The sequence below is a fragment of the Ruegeria sp. BHSC026 genome (genome assembly GCF_059613065.1).
In genome coordinates, this window is record NZ_JBXWRV010000001.1 from 318215 (window position 1) to 331325 (window position 13111).

General features: G+C 64.0%; 12 protein-coding genes. 6 read left to right on the forward strand and 6 right to left on the reverse strand.

Annotation, left to right across the window (positions count from 1 at the left end):
• Positions 1–82: 82 nt before the first annotated feature.
• The 5 genes from AC2FME_RS01570 (at position 83) to AC2FME_RS01590 (ending at position 5588) form a co-directional block, all read left to right on the forward strand.
• Complete coding sequence (locus AC2FME_RS01570) at positions 83–1273, forward strand: phosphoglycerate kinase (protein ID WP_496799428.1); 1191 nt, start codon at positions 83–85, stop codon at positions 1271–1273.
• Between the two features lie 169 nt (positions 1274–1442).
• Positions 1443–1742: an FtsB family cell division protein gene (locus AC2FME_RS01575; protein ID WP_496799429.1), complete on the forward strand. Its 300-nt coding sequence runs from the start codon at positions 1443–1445 to the stop codon at positions 1740–1742.
• Positions 1743–1872: 130 nt separating this feature from the next.
• On the forward strand, positions 1873–2862 hold the full coding sequence (gene pdhA, locus AC2FME_RS01580; protein WP_496681139.1) for a pyruvate dehydrogenase (acetyl-transferring) E1 component subunit alpha: 990 nt from the start codon (positions 1873–1875) through the stop codon (positions 2860–2862).
• A gap of 15 nt (positions 2863–2877) precedes the next feature.
• The gene (locus tag AC2FME_RS01585; RefSeq protein ID WP_496799430.1) at positions 2878–4257 is read left to right on the forward strand and encodes a pyruvate dehydrogenase complex E1 component subunit beta; all 1380 of its coding nucleotides are present in this window, start codon (positions 2878–2880) and stop codon (positions 4255–4257) included.
• Between the two features lie 14 nt (positions 4258–4271).
• Complete coding sequence (locus AC2FME_RS01590) at positions 4272–5588, forward strand: pyruvate dehydrogenase complex dihydrolipoamide acetyltransferase (RefSeq protein WP_496799431.1); 1317 nt, start codon at positions 4272–4274, stop codon at positions 5586–5588.
• Between the two features lie 70 nt (positions 5589–5658).
• Here AC2FME_RS01590 and cysE read toward each other — a convergent pair whose 3' ends face one another.
• Entirely contained in the window at positions 5659–6468 is an 810-nt protein-coding gene (gene cysE, locus AC2FME_RS01595) for a serine O-acetyltransferase (RefSeq protein ID WP_496681130.1), read from the reverse strand.
• An 86-nt stretch (positions 6469–6554) separates the two neighbouring features.
• Between cysE and AC2FME_RS01600 the strand changes: the two genes are divergently transcribed.
• On the forward strand, positions 6555–6893 hold the full coding sequence (locus AC2FME_RS01600) for a TraR/DksA family transcriptional regulator (protein ID WP_496799432.1): 339 nt from the start codon (positions 6555–6557) through the stop codon (positions 6891–6893).
• Here AC2FME_RS01600 and AC2FME_RS01605 read toward each other — a convergent pair.
• From AC2FME_RS01605 to AC2FME_RS01625, 5 genes are read right to left on the reverse strand one after another with little or no spacing between them, the layout of a single operon-like run.
• A complete protein-coding gene (locus AC2FME_RS01605) occupies positions 6874–7170 on the reverse strand; it encodes a DUF7742 family protein (protein WP_496799433.1) in 297 nt (98 codons plus the stop codon). The two genes, AC2FME_RS01600 and AC2FME_RS01605, sit on opposite strands and share 20 nt — an antisense overlap.
• A 7-nt stretch (positions 7171–7177) precedes the next feature.
• The gene (locus AC2FME_RS01610) at positions 7178–11146 is read right to left on the reverse strand and encodes a baseplate multidomain protein megatron (protein WP_496799434.1); all 3969 of its coding nucleotides are present in this window, start codon (positions 11144–11146) and stop codon (positions 7178–7180) included.
• Entirely contained in the window at positions 11146–11589 is a 444-nt protein-coding gene (locus AC2FME_RS01615; protein WP_496799435.1) for a C40 family peptidase, read from the reverse strand. The genes AC2FME_RS01610 and AC2FME_RS01615 overlap by 1 nt, the downstream gene beginning before the upstream one ends.
• The gene (locus AC2FME_RS01620) at positions 11589–12476 is read right to left on the reverse strand and encodes a phage/gene transfer agent baseplate hub protein (protein WP_496799436.1); all 888 of its coding nucleotides are present in this window, start codon (positions 12474–12476) and stop codon (positions 11589–11591) included. The genes AC2FME_RS01615 and AC2FME_RS01620 overlap by 1 nt, the downstream gene beginning before the upstream one ends.
• Positions 12476–13108 (reverse strand): phage distal tail protein, Rcc01695 family, encoded by a 633-nt coding sequence (locus AC2FME_RS01625; protein WP_496799437.1) that lies wholly within the window; start codon positions 13106–13108, stop codon positions 12476–12478. The genes AC2FME_RS01620 and AC2FME_RS01625 overlap by 1 nt, the downstream gene beginning before the upstream one ends.
• Between the last annotated feature and the right edge of the window lie 3 nt (positions 13109–13111).

The window sequence follows — 13111 nt, forward strand, 5'->3', positions numbered from 1 at the left end:
AAAGCCAAGTGAAGCATTGACCTGTCGGCAAAATGCAGGAAAAGAACCGCTGACGCGTGGTGACAACGGCGAGGATGACACGATGGGCTGGAAAACGCTGGACGACATGGACCTGCAGGGCAAACGCGTGCTGGTGCGCGTGGATATCAACGTGCCTGTCGTCGACGGCGCGGTGACCGACGACACGCGCATCCAACGCATCGTGCCCACCGTGCGCGACATCCTGGCCAAGGGCGGCAAACCCATCCTGCTGGCCCATTTCGGGCGCCCCGGCGGCGAGCGGCGGCAGAACCTGTCGCTGAAACATCTGGTTCCCGCGCTGGAAGCGGCCTTTGGCACCAAGGTCCGTTTTGGCGAGGATTGCGTCGGATATGAGGCCGAGCTGGCCGTGGCCAACCAAGGCGAAGGCGAGGTCGTCCTGCTGGAGAACACGCGGTTTCACGACGGCGAAACCAAGAACAGCGCCAAACTGGCCGAAGGGATGGCCAAGCTCGGCGATATCTATTGCAACGATGCCTTTTCCGCCGCGCACCGCGCCCATGCCTCGACCGAGGGGCTGGCGCGGCTGCTGCCGGCCTGCGCCGGGCGCCTGATGCAGGCCGAGCTGAGCGCGCTTGAGGCCGCGTTGGGCAACCCTCAGCGTCCGGTCACCGCAGTGGTCGGCGGGGCCAAGGTCTCGACCAAGCTGGACCTGCTGGGCAACCTGATCGAGAAGGTCGACAACCTGATCATCGGCGGCGGCATGGCCAACACCTTCCTGCTGGCCAAAGGGTATGACGTTGGCAAATCGCTGGCCGAACACGCCATGACCGACACCGCGGCGCAGATCATGACCAAGGCCGAGGAAACCGGCTGCCGCATCATCCTGCCCAGCGACGTGGTCGTGGCCGAAAAGTTCGAGGCCCACGCCCCGCACAAGGTGGTGCCGGCCGATCAGTGCCCGGCCGATGTGATGATCCTGGACGCGGGGCCGGAAACCGTCGCCACGATCTGCAAGACCTTTGAAGACAGCAAGACACTTATCTGGAACGGCCCCTTGGGCGCTTTTGAGATCGAGCCCTTCGACGCGGCCACCAACGCCGCCGCGCTGAAAGCGGCCGAGCTGACCCGCGCGGGCAAGCTGGTCTCGGTGGCCGGCGGCGGCGATACGGTCGCCGCGCTGAACGCGTCGGGCGCGGCGCATGATTTCACCTACATCTCGACCGCCGGTGGTGCGTTCCTTGAGTGGATGGAGGGCAAGACCCTACCCGGCGTCGCCGCCTTGGACCAATGATCCAAGGCCGGTGGCGCTCTGCCCGGCGAGGCGCCCTGTTTTTTTGAATCGCTGTCGAGATTTTCGCGCTTTCGGGGATTCACAAGCCGAATCACCTGTGACATAGTGCCGACAGATGCCCGGGAAACGGGCACGATTTTGAGGCAGTATTCATACGGCGGTAAACAGAGTGTCCCGTTCCAGTCGGCCCGGTTTGGGCACAGTCCTGTTCTTTTCAGTGGCGTTTTTGCTTGGTGTGTATTTCACCTTCGCCGCCGTACAGGGCGACTATGGCCTGCTCCGACGGGTCGAGATTGCGGCGGAACGGGATGCTCTGTCGCGCGACCTCGGCGCATTGAACGCCGAAATCGCGCGGATGGAGAACCTGACGCGCAGACTTTCGGACACCTATCTTGACCTTGATCTTCTGGACGAACAGGCACGCTCGGTTCTGGGCATGATCCGCGCCGACGAAATCGTCATCCGCTGAACGCCCACTCCGGCTGTGGCACGGCGCGCGGCGAGACGCTGCGTCACATTTCCACTCGCCAGACTGGGCGAAATGCATTAAAAGATAGTTTAACGCTAAACTATCTTGCCGGAAGGGGGAGATCGCCACGATGGCTGCGCGAAAAACCACAAAGAAACCAAACGTTTCTGCGGAAGAACTCAAGACCTACTACCGCGAGATGTTGTTGATCCGCCGATTCGAAGAAAAGGCGGGGCAACTGTATGGGATGGGTCTGATCGGCGGTTTCTGCCACCTCTACATCGGTCAGGAAGCCGTCGTCGTGGGGCTCGAAGCCGCTGCCGAGGATGGCGACAAGCGCATCACCTCCTACCGCGACCACGGTCACATGCTGGCCTGCGGCATGGATCCGGGCGGCGTGATGGCCGAGCTTACCGGGCGCATCGGCGGTCTGTCCAAGGGCAAGGGCGGCTCGATGCACATGTTCTCGAAGGAAAAGCATTTCTATGGCGGCCACGGCATCGTGGGCGCGCAAGTACCTCTGGGGGCGGGTCTGGCCTTTGCCGATAAATACAAGGACAACGGCCGCGTGACCTTCACCTATTTCGGCGATGGCGCGGCGAACCAGGGCCAGGTCTACGAAACCTTCAACATGGCCGCCCTGTGGCAGCTACCGGTGGTCTTCGTGATCGAGAACAACCAGTACGCGATGGGAACGGCGCAGTCGCGCTCGACCTCGACCAAGGACATCTATCACCGCGGCGAGGCGTTCGGCATTCCCGGCGAAATCGTCAACGGCATGGACGTGCTGGCAGTGAAAGAGGCCGGAGAGAAAGCAGTGGCCCACTGCCGCGCAGGCAAGGGGCCCTATATCCTCGAGGTCAAGACCTACCGCTATCGCGGCCACTCGATGTCAGACCCGGCCAAGTACCGCACCCGCGAAGAGGTGCAGAAAGTGCGCGAACAGAGCGACCCGATCGAACATGTGCGCGAGCTGCTGCTATCGGGCAAGCACGCCACCGAGGATGACCTGAAGGCGATCGACAAGGAGATCAAGGAAGTCGTCAACAAGGCCGCCGAATTCTCCAAGGAAAGCCCCGAGCCGCCCGTCGAAGAGCTCTGGACCGACATCTACGCCTGAGAGGACGAACAAGACATGGCAACCGAAATTCTCATGCCCGCCCTTTCGCCGACCATGGAGGAAGGCACCCTGGCCAAATGGCTGGTCAAGGAAGGCGACACCGTAAGTTCCGGCGACATACTGGCCGAGATCGAGACCGACAAGGCCACGATGGAGTTCGAGGCCGTCGACGAAGGCATAATCGGCAAGATCCTGATCCCCGAGGGCACCGAAGGGGTCAAGGTCAATACACCCATCGCCGTGCTGGTCGAAGAGGGCGAAGACGTCTCCGCCCTGCCCGAGGCTGCCCCGGCAGCCGACGCGGGCAACGAGGCCGCCGCGCCTGCGGCGGTTGAGGCGTCCGCACCCACCCCTGCGGCGGCTCCCGCCGCGCCCGTCGTGGATCTGTCGCCCGATTGGCCAGCCGACGCGCCGATGAAACAACAGACTGTCCGCGAAGCTCTGCGCGACGCGATGGCAGAAGAGATGCGCGCCGACGAAGACGTCTACCTGATGGGCGAGGAAGTCGGCGAATACCAGGGCGCCTACAAGGTCTCTCAGGGTCTGCTGGACGAGTTCGGCGCAAAACGCGTGATTGATACGCCAATCACCGAGCATGGCTTTACAGGCATCGCCGTCGGCTCGGCCTTTGGCGGGCTGAAGCCGATCGTCGAGTTCATGACCTTCAACTTCGCCATGCAAGCGATCGACCAGATCATCAACTCGGCCGCCAAGACGCTGTACATGTCCGGCGGTCAGATGGGTTGTCCGATTGTGTTCCGCGGCCCCAACGGCGCCGCCGCGCGCGTGGCGGCCCAGCACAGCCAGGACTATGCCGCCTGGTACATGCAGATCCCGGGCCTTAAGGTCGTGATGCCCTATTCGGCAGCCGACGCCAAAGGCCTGCTGAAATCGGCCATCCGCGACCCCAACCCGGTCGTGTTCCTGGAAAACGAAATCCTCTATGGCCGCTCGTTCGACGTGCCGCAGGTCGATGACCTGACCGTGCCGCTGGGCAAAGCTCGCATCTGGCGCGAAGGCACCGACGTGACCATCGTCAGCTTCGGCATCGGCATGCAATACGCCTTGGAAGCTGCCGACAAGTTGGCCGAGGACGGCATCAGCGCCGAGGTGATCGACCTGCGCACCATCCGCCCGATGGACACCGGCGCGATCATCAACTCGGTGATGAAGACCAACCGTCTGGTCACGGTCGAGGAAGGCTGGCCCCAAGGGTCGGTCGGCAGCTACATCAGCTCGGTGGTGATGCAACAGGCGTTCGACTATCTCGACGCGCCCGTCATCAACCTGACCGGCAAGGACGTACCCATGCCCTATGCCGCAAACCTGGAAAAACTGGCGCTGGTGACCACCGACGAGGTGATCGAAGCCGTCAAACAAGTGACCTATCGGTAAGGAGCGACTGACAGATGCCCACCGAAATTCTGATGCCCGCCCTTTCGCCGACCATGGAGGAAGGCACGCTCGCCAAATGGCTGGTCAAGGAAGGCGATACCGTCTCCTCGGGTGACCTGCTGGCCGAGATCGAGACCGACAAGGCCACGATGGAATTCGAAGCCGTCGACGAAGGCATCGTCGGCAAGATCCTGATCCCCGAAGGCACCGAGGGGGTCAAGGTCAACACCCCGATCGCCGTGCTGCTGGAAGAAGGCGAAAGCGCCGACGACATCGCAGACGCCCCAGCCAAAGCACCCGAGGCTGCACCCGCAGCCTCCGCGGGCAACGAGGCTGCCGCGCCTGCGGCATCCGAGGCGCCCGCCCCTGCCCCGGCTCCGGCGGCCCCGGTCAAAGCCGACGGCGGACGCATCTTCGCCTCTCCGCTGGCCCGCCGGATCGCCGCTCAGAAAGGGCTGGACCTGGCGCAGATCAAGGGCTCGGGCCCGCATGGCCGCATCGTCAAGGCGGATGTCGAAGCCGCAACCGCTGCTCCGGCCACCGCTCCGGCTCCGGCAGGCGCACCCAGCGCAGCGCCGGCACCTGCTGCTGCCCCCGCCGGCCCCTCGGCCGACTTGGTCGCCCGCATGTACGAAGGCCGCGAGTACCAAGAGGTCAAGCTGGACGGCATGCGCAAGACCATCGCCGCGCGTCTGGCCGAGGCCAAGCAGACCATCCCGCATTTCTACCTGCGCCGCGACATCAAGCTGGACGCGCTGCTGAAATTCCGCAGCCAACTGAACAAGCAATTGGAAGCCCGCGGCGTAAAGCTGAGCGTCAACGACTTCATCATCAAGGCCGTCGCCAACGCGCTGCAGCAGGTGCCGGAATGCAATGCCGTCTGGGCGGGCGACCGGGTGCTGCAACTGAAACCCTCGGACGTGGCCGTGGCCGTGGCGATCGAAGGCGGGCTTTTCACCCCGGTCCTGAAGGACGCCGACACCAAATCTCTGTCGGCGCTCTCGACCGAAATGAAGGACCTGGCCGCCCGCGCACGCGAGCGCAAGCTGGCCCCGCATGAGTATCAGGGCGGCACCTTCGCGGTTTCTAACCTAGGCATGTATGGCATCGACAATTTCGACGCCATCGTGAATCCGCCGCATGCGGGCATCCTGGCCGTCGGCACCGGCGCCAAGAAGCCGGTCGTGGGCGAGGATGGGGAACTGACCGTGGCGACCGTCATGTCGGTCACTATGTCGGTGGATCACCGGGTGATCGACGGCGCGCTTGGGGCTCAGTTGCTGCAGGCCATCGTGGACAACCTGGAAAACCCAATGGTCATGCTGGCCTGATCCAGGCCACAAGAATCAAAAAAAGCCGCCTCGGACCCCGAGGCGGCTTTTTTCGTACCTGAGAACAGGCTTACTGATCCTTACCCAGCATGTGATCCATCGAGATCGAGGGCTGGTCGCATCCGGCCTCGCCCACGATCTTGGCGGGGATTCCGGCTACGGTTTTGCAGGGCGGCACATCCTGCAGAACCACCGAACCGGCGGCGATACGGCTGCAATGGCCTACGCGGATGTTGCCCAGAACCTTGGCGCCAGCGCCGATCAGAACGCCATCCTCGATCTTGGGATGGCGGTCCTCTTCCTCCTTGCCGGTCCCGCCAAGGGTCACCGAATGCAGCATCGAGACGTTATCGCCCACGACCGCGGTTTCACCGATCACGATAGAATGGGCGTGGTCGATCATGATGCCCTTGCCGATCTTCGCGGCGGGGTGGATGTCGACACCGAAAATCTCGGAACAGCGCATCTGCAGAAAATAGGCCAGATCGTGGCGCCCCTTGCGCCACAGCCAATGCGCTACCCGATACGCCTGCATGGCCTGGTAGCCCTTGAAATACAGAATCGGCTGCAGCAGGCGATGGCAGGCCGGATCCCGCTCGTACACGGCCATCAGGTCGGCCCGGGCGGCAGTAAGCAGGCTCTGGTCGTCGGCGTAGGCCTCCTCGACGACTTCCCGCAGCACCATCATCGACATTTCGTTCGAGCACAGCTTGGCCGAAATCCGATATGACAAGGCGCGTTCCAGCGATTTGTGGTGCAGAATGCAGGCGTGCACCAGCCCGCCCATCAGCGGTTCTTTCTCGACGGCGGCTTGCGCCTCGGATGTGATCCGGTCCCAAACGGGATCGACCGGAGTGACTTGGGTGCGCGTTTCAAACATGGCTTTTGTTCCTTTTCTGCGCCTAGAATAGCCATCTAGGCCCAAAAAGGCCAAACGCAAACCCTTGATGTACGGCACAACAAAAAATGAACCAGGCGGAACTTATGGAATTCGAAACACTGATCCGCGCCCGGTTGGCCGAATTGGAACAGAATTCCGAAGCCGGGAAACAGGCCCAGTCGGTCGTCCAGCTTGATCAGCAGGCGGTTGGGCGCCTCAGCCGGATGGACGCGCTGCAGAACCAGGCCATGGCCAAGGCCCAGCAGACCCGGCGCGACCTTGAAGCCCGCCGGCTGAACGCTGCTCTGACGCGTATTTCCGCGGGCGAGTTCGGGTATTGCGAAGACTGTGGCGAGGCCATCGCGCGCGGGCGGCTGGAACTGGATCCAGCCGCCGGGAAATGTGTCAGCTGCGCGTCCGGCTGATCTGAAACCGGATCAGGTGGCGCAGAACCGTCTCGAAACACTGGCAATAATCCGTGTCGTCGAAACCCGGTTCATCCGCCAGAGGTCGGCCACGCGCCGCCGCCATCAACGACCCGTTGCCGAACTGCGGATGCAGCCGCCCGGTGGCCGCGACATGCCGGTCGGCCAGTTCGGCCTCGGCAATCATGCGGGCACACAGGCGGTCCCTTTCGGGTTGCGGCGCGGATAACAAAACCCGCGCCGCCGCGCTGATGTCTCCGTGCAGAACGGGGCGCATGGCCGACCTAGCCCACGGTCATTCGCGCCGCGGGGCCCGGGCCATAGCTGGCCGAAACCTGCGCGACCTCAACGCCATAGGAACCGGTGACGCCGTCGGCAGATTTCATCGCGGCCGTATAGGTCCAGGCCGGAACGGAGACTACCTCTTGGCGCACCAACGCGCCGCCGGCGCTGATACGAACCAGATAGGCCTCGGATTCCTCACCCAGGGGCACCTCGAGAAAGCTCCAGTCGTCTCCGTCGATCCGGGTCCGGCGAACCCAGGTCAGATGGTCGTCGCCCGCCGAATGCAGAGCGCGCAGATGCACCGGCGCATAGGGGCGCAGTCCGTTGCCGTCGAAGGTTTCGACCCTGTGGGTGTAGGACTCGTCGTCGTAACCCCGCGTTGCCGGCCCGATCCGGAAATGCCGCTCGACGCGACGCTCGGTGCGGGCGAGGCTGGCCTGATAGATGCGCTCGTCCAATAGGACGAAGACCGACCCTACCGGCCAGTAGTCCGGCATCAGGGCATCGGTGCCGAACTGGCCCCGCAACCGCCCCGACAGGTCGTAGACACCGGGTTCCTGCAACTGCGCGTCGGCGAACTGGAACAGCTCCCAGTTGCCGGCGGTTCCATCTCCGATGGCCGCCAGATTCGCCCCGTTCAGCAAGGTAGCCCGCGACTGCGACTGCAGCACCCCGTCAATAAGCCTGACCCGCAAGGGGGCGCCTTCGTCCCAAACCCCGGCCGCAGCCCTGGGCAGTTGGGTTTCGGCAAATCCGATCACGGCCTGCCCCGGCAGAACGTCGCGCAATTCGTACCCCTCATCCCGATCCGAGGCATAGACGGCAACGCTGCCCGGCCAGGGGTCGGCCGTCGCCGCAATAAAAGGAGCGTGCGGCTTTTCCGCACCGGTGATCAGCGGCAGATCCAGGAAATAGGACAGAACCGGTACCGGCGCGGCATAGGGCTTGGCGCTGGCTCCGTCATCTTCCATGTCCGACCGGTCATAGACCGCTGGCTCGATCCGGACTGCGTCCACCAGCTGCAGGTCGGCCTGCTCGACCCGGTCGATGCGATACAAGGCATTCGACGCCGCATTCGCCGAAGGCAGGCGCACCACGTCCCCGGCGCCCAGGTGCATCAGTGATGGCGGTAGCGCAAACCGAACCGTGTCGCGCGACACGCGTGCCTCGGACAGCCAACGTTCGACGGTCTGTCGCCCCTCGGCCCGGGTCATCGACAAGGGCATTTCATTCACGGCCACCGAGTGGGTCCGGTCATCGGGCATCACCGCCTCTTCCGACACAAGGTCGTGGTCGGAATCCGACTGCACGAACCGCAGACGCACACGGCCCGCCATTTCCGCTTCGGCCTCGCGCAGGTACTGCACGCGCCCTTCGATCTCGGGGCTTTCCGCGATCTGGTCCAGTTCAAGGTCGTGTGAATGCCGACCCTCGCGCATACGGAACACCAGCATCCCGTCGCGCTCGACCGCGTCGAACCCATAGCGCAGCATGAGCGGTTGCAAGGCGGAGCGTGCATCCGACACGTCTTCGACCGCATAGCCCCGCACCACGCCGTACAGGCCCGACACATCGATGTCGGTCACCCCTGCGCCATGGCAGATTTCGGTCACAACCGAGGCCAGAGTGCGCGACCCAGACCGCCCGTTCAGCCAATGACCGCGCGCATAGTTGGCCCCATCGCTCCATTGCGAGCGCAGGTTCGGAAAGGTCGGATAGGGCCGCGCATCCCAGGCCCAGACAAAGGCATTCGACACATCCACCATCGGCCCGCCATAGATCTCGGAGACCGGGTTCACCTGCGGGTCCGCCCAATAGCCCAAGGTGGCCTTGAGGTACTGAACCTGGATGAAGTCATCGCGCAGCCCGTTCGAGTATCTTGGCAGGTCCGATTCCGAGGATTTCGGATCGACGAACTTGTTGGGCTGGTTGGTTCCCTTGTCGATAGCCGCGCAGCCCAGTTCGGTGAACCAGATGGGCTTCGCCCCGGGCACCCATGCGGTGGGCGCGGGCTGCCGTACCCCGCCGATGCGTTCGTGATGCGGCTTCGACCACCAGTTCCGGATGTCCTTGTACCGCCAGATCCATGGTTCGCCATGTTCGGCATCCTCGATCGGGGTCCGGATCTGGGCGTCGCGCTCCTCCGGCGAGGCATAGTACCAGTGATAGCCCTCCCCGCCTTCGATATTGGCGCGCAGATACCCAAGGTCATAGATCGACCGCGCACCGGATTTGGCGTCAAGATGCCCGTCTCCGTCGCGCCAGTCCGAGATCGGCATGTAGTTGTCGATCCCGACAAAGTCGATGTTGTCGTCGGCCCATAGGGGATCCAGGTGAAAATACCGGTCTCCGCTGCCGTCGCTCGGTTGATAGCCGAAATACTCGGACCAGTCGGCCGCATAGCCAATCCGGGTCTGCGGCCCCAGAATCTGGCGCACTTCGGCCGCGAGGGTCCGCAGCCGGTCCACGGCCGGAAATCCCGACGCGCCGCGGATCTGGGTCAGACCCCGCATCTCGGACCCGATGCAGAATGAGTCGACCCCCCCGGCCGCTTTGCAAAGGGCGGCATAGTGCAGGATGAAGCGCGCAAGCCCCCATTCCTGCGGCCCCGAATAGGTGACGGTGCCCGCGCCGATTGAGAAATCCGACGCCTTGGCCGCGCCAAAGAAGCTGGCCACCTGCGCGTCGGCCTGAGCCGTTCCGTCCACAGACCCGTCCCGCCCCGGCGCAACGTCCAGCGTGATACGCCCACGCCAAGGCAGATGTGGCTGATCGCCCGCATCGGACCACGGGTCCGGCAGGCCGTTCCCCGGCAGTTGATCCATCAGGATGAACGGATAGAACATGACCCGCTTGCCCGTGGCCTTGAGGTGCGCGATGGCTTCGATGACCGACACGTCCGCCGGGGTCCCGCCATAAACCGGACGGCCGTCAATCTCCTCGACGACCGCAGCCGCGCTGCGAGCCACCCCGGCCACGTTCCACGGCATGTTCATGCCATCGACATCCCGTCGCAGAACCTTGGGTCGAATGCTGCATTGGCCGCACCGCAGATCATCCCCAAACCATGACACGACCAACGAGGCTGCTTCGCAAGCGGGCAATTCCCGGCGCAACGCCCGCAGCGAGTCGACCAAATCCGGCTGGCCGGACGGCGCGTTGACATTTGCGGCCCAGGTCCGCCCCTTCCCTTTTCCATAGTTCACCTGACTGCTGGCAAGGGTGTATTCGCCCGTGCCCGGCATCAGGGCAACGCCCTTCACGATCCGTTGCAGCTCGCTCTCATAGTTCGGCATATCCTCCTGATCGGGGCGGATCACCTCGAACGAGAACTGCGGCACGCGGTTGCCGAATCTGCCGAGTTGCAGGTCCTCGATCACCACATAAGCCGTGCCGCGATAAGCCGGCACGTTGCCCGTGCCCTCGATCGATTCAATCAACGGGTCGGGCAGTTGAGTATCCGTCCCCCGATAGATCCGCATGTTCACGCTGGTGCGCTCGATTTCCTCACCATCGGCCCAAATGCGCGAAACGTCGGCGATTTTTCCTGCCCCGACCGCAATCGCCAGCGACACCGAGTAGCTGTAACTGTGGGTGGTCGTCGTCACTTCGGCGGGTTTGGGCGTGCCCTTGCCGCCCCCGGCAGACTGCGTCGTGGTCGTGGTCGACCGCGTCTCCAGAAAATCCGAAGCCCAGATGACCTGCCCGCCCACGCGCATCCGGCCGAAAACGGTGGCCACGGGCGCGCCTTCGCCGGTCTCGGTCAGGCGGAAGCGGTCCAGCCGCCCGGTCTCGACCACTTCGCTGCCGCTTCCCATCACCGATTGGCTCATCAGGCGCTGGTCGATCACACGGCCCAGCGTGGCGCCGATGGCACGGCCGACGATCGCCGTGGACAGGCCGGCCACCGTTCCGCCGATGGACCCGCCCAGCGCGGCCCCGGCCGCCGATAACAGAATGGTCGCCATCAGGTGTCCTCCAAAGAAAAATCAAAACAGGCGACCACCCGGCGGCGCCAGGGATCGCTCAGAGCGTTTTCAACCACCCCGTGCCCTGAATAGGCATGGATGAAGCGCGGCACCGGGCCGGTCTCGCTGACGATGCCCAGATGCTTGGCAACGCCTCGGTCGCGCATGCGGAACAGCAGCACCGCTCCGATGGCCAGGCTAAGGTCAGGGCGTTCGATCAGGTGGCGTTGGGCAGCCGCCCACATCCGCTCCTCGCCCTGTGGCTCGGACCAGTCCTGGCTGTAGGCCGGTACTGCTTCGGGCTCGTCCCCGATTGCGGCGCGCCACACGCCACGCAGCAAGCCCAGGCAGTCGGTGCCCGCCCCTCTGACCGAGGCCTGGTGGACATACGGTGTCCCCAACCAGCGGCGCGCTTCGCTCACAATGTCATGTCGGGTCGGCATCACCGTCGGCTCCCTCCTTTGTACGGCTTTCCCTGCTTGGGCACGGCCATCACCCAGTCTTCGCCTGGCAGGTCGGGAAATCCCTGAAAGTTCAGAAGATTGTCGAATTTCAACCGGCAGGTTCTCATCCGTTTGTCGCAACCCGCCGTCAGCCGGACGCGGTCACCGGCCGAAAGGCGCCCACCGATCCCGGACCACAGCATAACCTCGCGCCCACCCGAGACCGGCCGATCCGTCTTGATCGTCGCCCACAGCCCTTGCGATGCGCCGCTCAACACATCCAGCCGGCCCCGATCGAACCAGCTCGCGTCAATCTCCGCGGCTCCTTCCAGGCGCAAGACCGGGCCGTCGCCGACCGCGGCGATCGCGACCTCAGCCCAATAACCGGGCGTGGTCGTGTCGAACTTGCAGGCCTTGTCGCCCAAAATCGCGGTGCAGGGTTTTTGGTAGATCCGCCCCAATGGCCGGTTCAGCCGGTCGGTCAGCCCCCGCAATTCGGCATGAAACGCGCGCCCGGCCCTCCGCAACTCGCCGATCGAGCCGCGAAACTGCAGCATCCGCTGGTCCGGCGCGGCCCAGTTGACCAGCCAGGCCCGCACCTCGGCGCCGTCGAACCGGCCGGCCTCGATATCTTCGTCGCGCACGGCCGCATCGGTCAGGGCGCCCATGGCCTCGGAATTGTCGATCGACAGGCCCGTTGCCTGTTCGATCGCCGAGGCCGTCAGACCGGAGCTTGCCTTGAACACCAGTCCGTCAAAGGCCAATTCGCGGTCATGGTCGGTGAAACCGAAGGACACGCCATCGGTTCGAGTGATCGCCCAACAGCGGCAGACCGTAGTCATGCCGGACTGAAGATGGGTCAGCAATGCCTGCTTGTCGCCGCTCATCAGACCCGCACCTCCACCACCGGAACATTGGGTACGTCGCCTGCCTGAAAGCTGGCCACGCTGACCTGGATCCTGTCGGTATCGAAGCGCACCGGCACGTCGAACTCGAACCCGGCGGTCACTTCGACCCCCTCGGCCGGCGGGACCGCGAATTGAATCAGACCGCTATTCAGGTCCACCTCGAAATCGACGCCCTCTCGGGCCTCGTCCTGATCGAGCCCCACCTTGACCGTACCCAGCACCGGCTTGACGATGGGCCTGACATAGCTGACCCCGCCCGAGGCATAGGTCTTGACCAGTTGGAACACGGTCGTGACCCCGTCGCCTTGACCGATCACCTGGTCGCCCATGTCGACCTCGGCAGTGGCGGCGCAGGACTTGTAGTCCGACCAGTCCTTCCAGCGAAAGCCGTACATCTGCCCCTTACGCGCCTCGAAAAAGGCGATCAGCGTCTGGATGTCGTCCAGCGACCGCATCCCCAAACCGGCGTCATAGCGCCGCCGCGAATGCGCCCAAGGCGTGTTGCGTTCCTCGAACCCGTTGGCCAGCGTCACGATATCCGTGCGCCGCTCGGGTCCGCCGACCGAGCCGAAACTCAGGCTGGCGGGAAATCTGACTTCGTGGAAATTCATGTC

What these genes read in the sequence shown, in the direction of transcription:
- AC2FME_RS01615 (WP_496799435.1), bottom strand. Translation starts at nt 11,589, where the DNA reads ATGCCGACCCGACATGACATTGTGAGCGAAGCGCGCCGCTGGTTGGGG.
- AC2FME_RS01620 (WP_496799436.1), bottom strand. Translation starts at nt 12,476, where the DNA reads ATGAGCGGCGACAAGCAGGCATTGCTGACCCATCTTCAGTCCGGCATG.
- pdhA (WP_496681139.1), top strand. Translation starts at nt 1,873, where the DNA reads ATGGCTGCGCGAAAAACCACAAAGAAACCAAACGTTTCTGCGGAAGAA.
- AC2FME_RS01570 (WP_496799428.1), top strand. Translation starts at nt 83, where the DNA reads ATGGGCTGGAAAACGCTGGACGACATGGACCTGCAGGGCAAACGCGTG.
- AC2FME_RS01610 (WP_496799434.1), bottom strand. Translation starts at nt 11,146, where the DNA reads ATGGCGACCATTCTGTTATCGGCGGCCGGGGCCGCGCTGGGCGGGTCC.
- AC2FME_RS01625 (WP_496799437.1), bottom strand. Translation starts at nt 13,108, where the DNA reads ATGAATTTCCACGAAGTCAGATTTCCCGCCAGCCTGAGTTTCGGCTCG.
- AC2FME_RS01600 (WP_496799432.1), top strand. Translation starts at nt 6,555, where the DNA reads ATGAACCAGGCGGAACTTATGGAATTCGAAACACTGATCCGCGCCCGG.
- cysE (WP_496681130.1), bottom strand. Translation starts at nt 6,468, where the DNA reads ATGTTTGAAACGCGCACCCAAGTCACTCCGGTCGATCCCGTTTGGGAC.
- AC2FME_RS01585 (WP_496799430.1), top strand. Translation starts at nt 2,878, where the DNA reads ATGGCAACCGAAATTCTCATGCCCGCCCTTTCGCCGACCATGGAGGAA.
- AC2FME_RS01590 (WP_496799431.1), top strand. Translation starts at nt 4,272, where the DNA reads ATGCCCACCGAAATTCTGATGCCCGCCCTTTCGCCGACCATGGAGGAA.
- AC2FME_RS01605 (WP_496799433.1), bottom strand. Translation starts at nt 7,170, where the DNA reads ATGCGCCCCGTTCTGCACGGAGACATCAGCGCGGCGGCGCGGGTTTTG.